Source organism: Bacillus sp. PPSBB_11 (assembly GCF_038023285.1).
Lineage (GTDB): Bacteria > Bacillota > Bacilli > Bacillales > Bacillaceae > Bacillus > Bacillus altitudinis.
The window spans coordinates 590,494-599,005 of the sequence record NZ_CP150633.1 but is presented as its reverse complement, the minus strand read 5'-3'; the positions used below and the strand labels follow the sequence as shown (position 1 = coordinate 599,005).

8 protein-coding genes are annotated in these 8,512 nt (G+C 38.7%); 6 read left to right on the top strand and 2 right to left on the bottom strand.

Going from position 1 to position 8,512, the window contains the following annotated elements:
* Positions 1 to 174 precede the first annotated feature (174 nt).
* The gene (locus V7L95_RS03040; RefSeq protein ID WP_017359293.1) at positions 175 to 741 is read left to right on the top strand and encodes a TetR/AcrR family transcriptional regulator; all 567 of its coding nucleotides are present in this window, start codon (positions 175 to 177) and stop codon (positions 739 to 741) included.
* Positions 742 to 798: 57 nt separating this feature from the next.
* On the top strand, positions 799 to 2,655 hold the full coding sequence (locus V7L95_RS03035) for an alpha/beta fold hydrolase (protein WP_076821067.1): 1,857 nt from the start codon (positions 799 to 801) through the stop codon (positions 2,653 to 2,655).
* Positions 2,656 to 2,733: 78 nt separating this feature from the next.
* Here the strand turns inward: V7L95_RS03035 and V7L95_RS03030 are convergent, their stop codons facing one another.
* Positions 2,734 to 3,378, bottom strand: coding sequence for an NAD(P)H-dependent oxidoreductase (locus tag V7L95_RS03030; RefSeq protein ID WP_025207935.1), 645 nt, complete (start codon positions 3,376 to 3,378; stop codon positions 2,734 to 2,736).
* A gap of 83 nt (positions 3,379 to 3,461) precedes the next feature.
* Between V7L95_RS03030 and V7L95_RS03025 the strand changes: the two genes are divergently transcribed.
* Complete coding sequence (locus tag V7L95_RS03025; protein ID WP_076821065.1) at positions 3,462 to 4,400, top strand: WYL domain-containing protein; 939 nt, start codon at positions 3,462 to 3,464, stop codon at positions 4,398 to 4,400.
* Between the two features lie 78 nt (positions 4,401 to 4,478).
* Here V7L95_RS03025 and V7L95_RS03020 read toward each other — a convergent pair whose 3' ends face one another.
* Positions 4,479 to 5,684, bottom strand: a complete 1,206-nt coding sequence (locus V7L95_RS03020; protein ID WP_311754306.1) for a DUF418 domain-containing protein — start codon at positions 5,682 to 5,684, stop codon at positions 4,479 to 4,481.
* A 237-nt stretch (positions 5,685 to 5,921) separates the two neighbouring features.
* On the opposite strand from V7L95_RS03020, the gene V7L95_RS03015 reads away from it, so the two are divergent.
* From V7L95_RS03015 to psiE, 3 genes are read left to right on the top strand one after another with little or no spacing between them, the layout of a single operon-like run.
* The gene (locus tag V7L95_RS03015) at positions 5,922 to 6,617 is read left to right on the top strand and encodes a response regulator transcription factor (protein ID WP_024719771.1); all 696 of its coding nucleotides are present in this window, start codon (positions 5,922 to 5,924) and stop codon (positions 6,615 to 6,617) included.
* Positions 6,604 to 7,911, top strand: a complete 1,308-nt coding sequence (locus V7L95_RS03010; protein WP_311754305.1) for a HAMP domain-containing sensor histidine kinase — start codon at positions 6,604 to 6,606, stop codon at positions 7,909 to 7,911. The genes V7L95_RS03015 and V7L95_RS03010 overlap by 14 nt, the downstream gene beginning before the upstream one ends.
* A gap of 38 nt (positions 7,912 to 7,949) precedes the next feature.
* The gene (gene psiE / locus V7L95_RS03005) at positions 7,950 to 8,378 is read left to right on the top strand and encodes a phosphate-starvation-inducible protein PsiE (protein ID WP_008346998.1); all 429 of its coding nucleotides are present in this window, start codon (positions 7,950 to 7,952) and stop codon (positions 8,376 to 8,378) included.
* Positions 8,379 to 8,512 lie beyond the last annotated feature (134 nt).

The following is an 8,512-nucleotide window of genomic DNA, read 5'->3' as shown; positions in this document are numbered from 1 at the left end:
TTTACTGGTAGGAGAAGATTATAATTAAAAGAAACTCTCTTATTGATAGTTTCCTCATTTGCGCTTGACCGCATTGAGAAAACTTTTTCATCAAACTCTTTTCTAAATGATCATAAATACTTGCAACATATAATTTAGTACTGTATAGTTCTAATTATGACAAAGGTAAAATTAATGAATCAAAAACGTGTACTTGAAGTGGCTGCAACATTATTTTTGGAAAAAGGGTTTGCTTATACAAGTATGGATGAATTAGTTCGTGTAAGCAAAGTGTCAAAGTCTAATGTGTATTATCACTTTTCTAATAAGGAGGAATTATTAGAAGGGGTCGTTGATTATTGGATTGATATGTATCAAGCTGCAATAGACGACGTAATGTCTCAGACTCAATTTTCAGTTGAAGATCGTACCCAAATGTTTTTAAAGCAATTATCACAAGGCGTTCAGTCGAGAGAGTATAAGGGCGGCTGTCCATTTATTACTCTTTATATTCAAAGTCCTGCACAGGCCACACAAATAAAAGAAAAAATAGGTCTTTTTTTTACAGGATTACAAAAGAAAGTTTCTCTGTTACTAAAACAAGGGGTAGAGAATGGAGAATTCAGAAAGACGATTCATATTGATGAAGTGGCATCACTTTTTATGACAAATCTTGAAGGAGCGTTATTTATTTCAGAAACATTGAAGGATGCCACTGTCATCACAAAAACAGCAGATCATTTATTTAACTTGCTTCGATAAAGAAGCATTTTTTTTACATCAAATTAGTACTGAATAGTACTAAAAAGGAGATTTCACATGAAAACAGTATTTTTAACGGGTGGAACAGGGTTTATCGGAAAGCAATTAGTCGAAGAATTAGCGAAAGAGGATGTGAACATTCTTCTTTTAGTAAGGTCAAAAAGTAAAGCAACACGCATTTTTCAAGAAAGAGGTATTTTAAAAGAGTCAGTGATGCACTTTGTTGAAGGTGATTTGACGAGAGTCGATTTGGGTCTAAGTCCTGAAGATCAGGAGAGGGTATTGAAAACAGATGTGATCATTCACGCAGGAGGCCCGATGGATATTCAAGCGACAAGTAAAGAGGCAGCTTCCGTCTTTTTAAATGGCGCCAAATATATTGGTGAATTAGCTAAAAGTATTCATCAATTGAAGGGCTTGCAGCAATTTATTCATGTTGTCGGTTATATGAGCCCCTTTGATGATCAAAATAGCAAGATTGCAATTGACGTATTTGAAGAAGGAAACAATTACTTGAAAATAAAAAATCCTTATGAGAGAACAAAATTTTTAGCAGATATATATATCCGTCAACAAGCATCAGCGGTAGGTTATCCGCTTTCTATCATTAATCCGCCAACTGTCGTTGGAAGTAGTCAAACAGGGAGTACAGAGCAAATTGCAGGATTAGGTTTGCTTGTAAAGAGTATGCGAAGAGGGCTCATGCCGGTGATTCCTGGAGGTAAGGGCTATCGGTTACCACTTATTTCAAACGATGAGTTTGCGAAGTTTATTGTACAGGTTTTCAAGTTGGAGCAGTCGGCTATTCAAACATATACACTTGTTGAAGACAAAGAGCACGATCAGAACGTTGCTGGACTATTAAGTATGATGTCAGAAAGTATGAATATGAGGGCACCTAGCATCTCTGTTCCTATGCCACTGATGAAAGCTATCATGAATAGTGGCGTCAGTAAACTCACAAACATTCCTTCTGACGGACTGAATTTTATGACAAAACGAACGTTTTCAAATGTTTCAGCGAAAAAAATAATGGGAGAAGATTGGTTTAAGAAGACGAGTGTCATGACATTTTTTCCTGCTGTAGTAGCCGATCTAGATTATCGAATGATGGATCAACATGGTGAGCAGCATCATTTATTTAAACGAACATTATGCGATAATAACACCCTTTACCAATTACAAGGAGAGGGGAAGCCGTTTATTTTATTACATGGTTTATTGAGTGATGGAGAAGATTTATTTCCTTTAGCACAAGAGCTTCATGAGAAAACAGGTCAACCTGTATGGATCTTGGATCTTCCTGGTTTGGGGCGTTCTCCTTTTAAACGAGAGAAACATCTTCTAGATATCTATTTAAATGTAGTGAAAAAAGTAATAGAGAAAGCGACGAATGGTGCACATCTGATCGGCCATTCATTCGGTGCGTATATTCTTTTGGAAGCATTGGGACAAGAATACATCGATAAGAAGTATTCAATCACTTTACTGCAGCCGCCTGTTGCTAAACAAAAGGCAAAATCACTATATGTTCCTCAATTTCTGAACAAATGGACATTAAGATTGGCAACGACTCATTTGATAGAGCGTTATGTATTAAGAAATGGTTTGTTTGAAAGCACGGAGAGCATCCCTGAACATTATATTGAAAAAATCAAAAACAGCTTTACTTCTCCTAGAATTTTAAATACGACGGTTCAGCTTAACCATTTATTACTGGAAACCGATCAAGGTGACTTTAAAGAAGTTACAAAGGATCATCTTCACATGATTTGGGGGGAGTATGACAGAGGCTATTCTGCGCCATCGCATCTTGGGAAGGTTGATTTTGTTCCGTATGGCCATCATTTCCCTCTTAGCCATCCGAGTGAAACGGCAGCATTAGTCATCAATAATATTTGTACTAGCAGATAGGAGTCACCCCAAAACGAAAAAATAAGATTGATGACAAGTGAGCAAAATTTTTCGTTCTGGGTCTTGAAAAAATAGAGGTTAACGAGGTGCATAAAACGCATCTAAGGTTTTCGTCATATCATCAGATGCAGATTGTAAGATCACATCTTGCTCTAAAATCGCTGTCCCTTGTGCCCGGACAATATGAAATTGTTGAAAGCCCATCAAGTTTTGGAAAATTTCCTTTAGATAATAATATGAAAATTCCAGTGGTGTGTACCGATCATTATTTGTGAAAATTGAGCCACTTGCTTGAAGCAAAAGTACACGATAATCGTCAGTCATCAGACCAACTGAACCATTTTCTGTATATTTAAACGTTTCTCTAGCAATTAAGATATTATCTATATAATCTTTCATACGTGACGTCACATTGAAATTATGAACAGGTGATACAATCACGATTCGATGATGTGCTTTGAATTGAGCCAATAGAGCAGATGAAGCAGCGGCGATTTTTTCTTCGGCAGCTGTTAATGATTGTTCAGATGCTTGCTTATCCCAAATTCCTAGCAGCTGGTCTTTTTCGATACGAGGAATTTCAGTTCCATATAAATGTAAAATGGTAGGCTCCTCATAAGGAAATCTTTCTTTAAACTGCTTTAAAAATAGTGCTTGCAGTTTGTTTGAATAACTTTCTTGATGAGTGAAATCAGGGTGCGCGTTAATGATTAGTGTTTGCATATACATGCTCCTTTTCTTTTGATAAACTGAGTATAAAATATAAAGGTGACAAAACATGTCACCTTTTTCAGAAGGAAAATCAAATGAAAAAATCAGAACGCTTAAACCAAGAGCTTATTTTTTTAAGTGATAAATATTCATTTCAATTAAAAGATTTAGAAACTGAATTTGGCATTTCTAAACGTACGGCTTTAAGAGATATGGAAGAGCTAGAGTCCATGGGCTTAGCTTTTTATGTTGAAAATGGCAGACATGGAGGATATCGGCTCGTGAATCAATCTCCATTGGTTCCGATCTATTTTCAAATAGATGAAGTTCAAGCCATTTTTTTCGCTCTTAAAGCCTTAGATCTGTTGTCAGCAACACCATTTAAAAAGTCTTACTCACAGATTCGCCAAAAACTGTTTGCTACAATGTCTGATGAGAGAAAACATCGGATCACGGAGATTTTGGATGTGATTCATTACTATCATGTCGCGCCAGTGAGTGAACAAAATCATTTGGATTTGATATTGCAGGCAATGATGGAAGATCAAATCGTGAAGATGACATACACTCAATATGAACATAAAAGGATCAGGCTACAATTTCTTGAGTTGTTTTATCGAAATGGGATTTGGTTTACCGAAGCATATGATGTTCAGAATAAAAAGTGGGGCATCTACAGATGTGATTGTATGACGGACATGATGATCGAAGAAGAAACGAAAGACACATTGACGAAGGAAGAATTAAAAGCACTGCAGCTTGAATACGAAAAAACCTATCATGATATCTCTTTTAAATGTCGATTAACGGAACAAGGGAAAGAAAAGTTTTTGAAGAATCATTATCCGAATATGAGATTGGAGACCATTGATGATACGCCTTATATAGTGGGTGGGTACAACCAAGAAGAATTATCGTATATGACTCACTATTTGATCTCATTTGGGAAACATGTGAAAATTGAATACCCCGATGAATTAAAAGAGAGTTATTTGACTCAATTGCAAGAAATGATGGATCAATATATAAAATGAACGGATTGTATCTGAATCACAAAAACTCAACACATGAAAAAAGGCGAACTGTCGTAATTCGCCTTTTTTCTATTACTTCTACTTCGCCGCCTGAAATGTATTTGTTTTTGATTGGTCATTGACCTTCCCATACGTCAGCTGACGCCAGATAAATTCCATCGGTCCAGACTTAAATCGCTTTAACCATAACGTACTGAAAAGGACAAGGAAGGCATACACGCCAATAGCCATGAAGAACGTACCAGCCGGTGAAAGATGATCGGCAAGTCCAGCTCCGTACTTGAGAAATAGCATTGTGCCAATAATGGAGTGAAGCAAATAACAGGTCAGGGACATTCGTCCGACTTTGGTGAACACCATTAAAGTACCTCGCAGCTGAGGAATGTGCAGAAACAGCATCGCAAGTGAACTCATATAAAACATACTGCCAGTCAATCCCCCATTTTGCTCAAGTGCAGAGACAATGTTCATCCATGGCGTATGTTCAAAAGGGGTGACCGCTGTCATAATCGTACTGGCTAGTGTGATAAGAAAAGCAATTGTACAAATCATCCAAATACGATTCCAAAGCGCTTTTTTCGTCTCCATGTTTTTGAAAAATGACATTTTCACAAAATACACACCAAGTAAAAACATGAAGAACATGGAATAGACGGTGGAAAATGAGCTCGAAGCCATCGTGAACATATCCGTCCACCGGTCACCTATCGATGCTAAATAAGTCAGACTGTTGTGACTGGTCAATTCAAAATCGGCAGAATCCGGCTTGCCTGATGATCCTGTACTGATGGTATTGAGCAGCATGGTGAAAAGAGGCGTGAGCAATTGAATCACAAAGAGTGTGATGAGCCAGTACTGGATGGTTTTGGCTGTGCGTTTGTAAAAGAAAAGCAGTAAAAAGCCCGCGATAGCATAATAGGTTAAAATATCTCCAATCCATACAAACGTGACATGCAGAAGACCGATCCCTAAGAGAATGGTTAATCTGCGAGCAAACAACTTGTTCGGGCTGTCCACCTTTTGAGCGGCTCGATCCATAAATATCATAAAACCAACCCCGAATAGAAAAGAAAATAACGTAATGAATTTCCCCGAGGCAAACCAATTCACAATGTGGTGAAAACCATCATTAGACTCCATCTCAAATCCCTTGACCGAATCCACAATCAAAAAATAGTTGACCAAAATAATCCCCATTAAGGCGAATCCTCGTACGATGTCCAAGAAATGTACCCGTTCTTTGAGACTCATTGGTTGTCCGTGTTCTACCTTGCTTACATTCATATCTATGCTCCTTTTCGTGTATTGGATCTAAAGATAAATCCTTCAATGAATCAATATACAGGTCAATTCTTAATCATTTATGAAGATCCAATTTTTTGAAAATAAATGTGACAACTTGATGGCAATTGATCATATTCATAAACACTTAAGATTTATGGTGTATCTTTTCACATAGCTAGATGATATATAGTAATAACATATAAGAATGAACATCATGAAGGATGAGGTGATTGAGACATGACCCATCGAATATTAGTTGTAGAGGATGATCAGGAGATCGGTGATCTTTTGCAGGAATCTCTGACACGTGCAGGGTATGAGGTGCTGAGAGCCATGAATGGCAAGCAGGCATTGTATGTTGTAGATGATTCGCTTGATTTGGTGATTTTGGATGTTATGATGCCAGGTATCTCTGGGATCGAAACGTGCCAGCAAATAAGAGCCACCTCAAATGTGCCAATTTTATTTTTGACCGCCAGATCTAGTACATGGGATAAAACCGAAGGACTACTCGCTGGCGGAGATGATTATATGACAAAACCTTTTTCAGAAGAGGAGCTTCACGCTAGGGTCATGGCGCAATTGCGCAGATATACCATCTATCAGGAAAAAAAGGAACAGGAAGAAACCTATTTAGTTGGCGGTAGCCTGAAGGTGAGTGAAGAATTTAATGAAGTGTGGAAAAATGGGCAGCAAATCAAGTTATCTGATTTAGAATATCGGATATTAAAACTGCTCATGAACAAACGAAACAAAATATTTTCTGCTCAAAATATTTATGAAAGCGTGTGGGGCCAGCCTTATTTTTATTGTTCAAACAATACGGTCATGGTGCATATCCGAAAGCTGCGTGCCAAAATTGAAGATGACCCAGCTCGTCCCGTGTATATCAAAACAGAATGGGGGAGAGGATACCGGTTTGGCACATCGTAAATATACGCTGGCCAAAAAGCTGTCACTGCTCATTTTGGTCGCTGCTATCGTAAGTGGTGTTGTCTTTTTGACACTGCAAAAGATCACCGATCACCTGATTGAAGGATATTTAGGTTCGGATGAGTACTATAAGGAAGAATCCGCCAGATACATTCAAACATTCAGCCGCTACGTTTCAGAACATGAGCTGACTTCAACGGATCGAAAAGCATTCGGTGAGTGGGTGAAAAAAGAAGATTATATTAATCTCACTGTTTACAAGGATGAAGTGCTTCAATATGACTCGATTTACTCTGCCGCTGACGAATCGGCCTATGGGAAAGAAAAGGTGACCGACTACGCAAAGCGTCATTCTTACCCGGTTCAATTTAGCGACGGAGAAGGTAGGGTTATGGTAGACGGGTTTTACTCTTCTCGATATCACGATCTCGCCTTTACACTAGAACTGCTTGGTGCAACACTCATTTTTCTCCTGATTGTGCTTGTTGGCATTCGCCGAAGCCTACGTTACTTGCAAACGATCCGTGAAGAGATTCATATTCTTGAAGGCGGTGAGCTCGATTATGAGATGACAGTGAAGGGGCATGATGAATTGGCCATGATTGCAAAGAGCATTGAGGATTTAAGAACAGCCTTTTTGGACAAGCTTCAGGCCATTGATGATCTGCAGGAAGAGAGCCGCAGTTTAGTGACCGAAATGTCGCATGATATGAGGACCCCGCTGACATCACTCATCATGAATCTGGAATTTGCGAAAAAAGAGGAGGCTCTAGCGGATACCCGCAAGGAGCCATATATAGCGAGTGCGTATGGAAAAGCCCTGCAATTAAAGAATCTGTCTGATAATCTATTTGCCTATTTCCTGCTAGATAAAGAGCACGAGTCAGAGCTTGAAACCGTTGCAGTGAAAGAAGTGATTTATGATCTTCTATCAGATCAGGTCGCCCTGCTGCATCAGGAGAATTTCACGGTCCATATTGTAGGCGAAATGCCGGATAGCTATATGAACGTAAACGTCGAGGAACTTGGCAGAGTGTTTGATAATGTGATGTCAAATTTACGTAAATACGCAGATCCTGAAAAGAACATTCAGATCACTTTTTTATCCGACGAAGATGTCTTTGAAATCCATGTGAGCAATGCGATAAAAAAGACAGACATCATCCCGGAAAGCAATGGACTCGGGGAACGAAGCATCAAGCGGATGATGTCCCGAATGCATGGACAGTTTGAAAGTGGAGAAAAGAACGATACCTACTACATCGTGCTGCGATTTTGGAATACCAAAATGTAGAGAGCAAAAACAACATCATGGAATGGGGAAACAATCTGATGAAACGATTCAACAATTTCCAAAAGGTACCTGATCTTCTGCAAGCCCTTCTGAATATCTGCCTGTTCTTTCTAGCGATTGCGCTAAGCGTACTCTTAATTAGTGAAACATGGTACATCGTGCAATTCGTCTATAAAACATTGTTTAACAAAGGAGAAAGCTATTATGGAATGCTTGGCGAGCTGCTGATCTTCTTTATGTATTTTGAATTTATCGCCTTAATTATTAAATACTTTAAATCCAACTTTCATTTTCCGCTGCGCTATTTTATTTATATTGGCATCACAGCTGTCATCCGTTTGATTATCATTGATCATGAACAGGCCGTATCGACATTCTGGTGGGCACTGGCCATTCTTGCGATGACATGTGCACTCTTTATCGCGAGCAAAAGAGATACTGCTCATGAGCATGAGGAAGTGAAGTGAGGAAGAAAGACGAATGGTTTCAACATTCGCTTTTTTGTGTTCGCCATCTCGTCACTGCTGGCTCAATAAAACGCTGTGTGCCGAACATGTAACAAGTACCCTTTTGTGTGATCAAGAACAAATCGTGCGTGACG

Excerpts from the sequence above, each read along its gene's own strand:
- V7L95_RS03040 (WP_017359293.1), top strand. The coding sequence starts at position 175 with ATGAATCAAAAACGTGTACTTGAAGTGGCTGCAACATTATTTTTGGAA.
- V7L95_RS03020 (WP_311754306.1), bottom strand. The coding sequence starts at position 5,684 with ATGAATGTAAGCAAGGTAGAACACGGACAACCAATGAGTCTCAAAGAA.
- V7L95_RS03015 (WP_024719771.1), top strand. The coding sequence starts at position 5,922 with ATGACCCATCGAATATTAGTTGTAGAGGATGATCAGGAGATCGGTGAT.
- V7L95_RS03030 (WP_025207935.1), bottom strand. The coding sequence starts at position 3,378 with ATGCAAACACTAATCATTAACGCGCACCCTGATTTCACTCATCAAGAA.
- V7L95_RS03035 (WP_076821067.1), top strand. The coding sequence starts at position 799 with ATGAAAACAGTATTTTTAACGGGTGGAACAGGGTTTATCGGAAAGCAA.
- psiE (WP_008346998.1), top strand. The coding sequence starts at position 7,950 with ATGAAACGATTCAACAATTTCCAAAAGGTACCTGATCTTCTGCAAGCC.
- V7L95_RS03025 (WP_076821065.1), top strand. The coding sequence starts at position 3,462 with ATGAAAAAATCAGAACGCTTAAACCAAGAGCTTATTTTTTTAAGTGAT.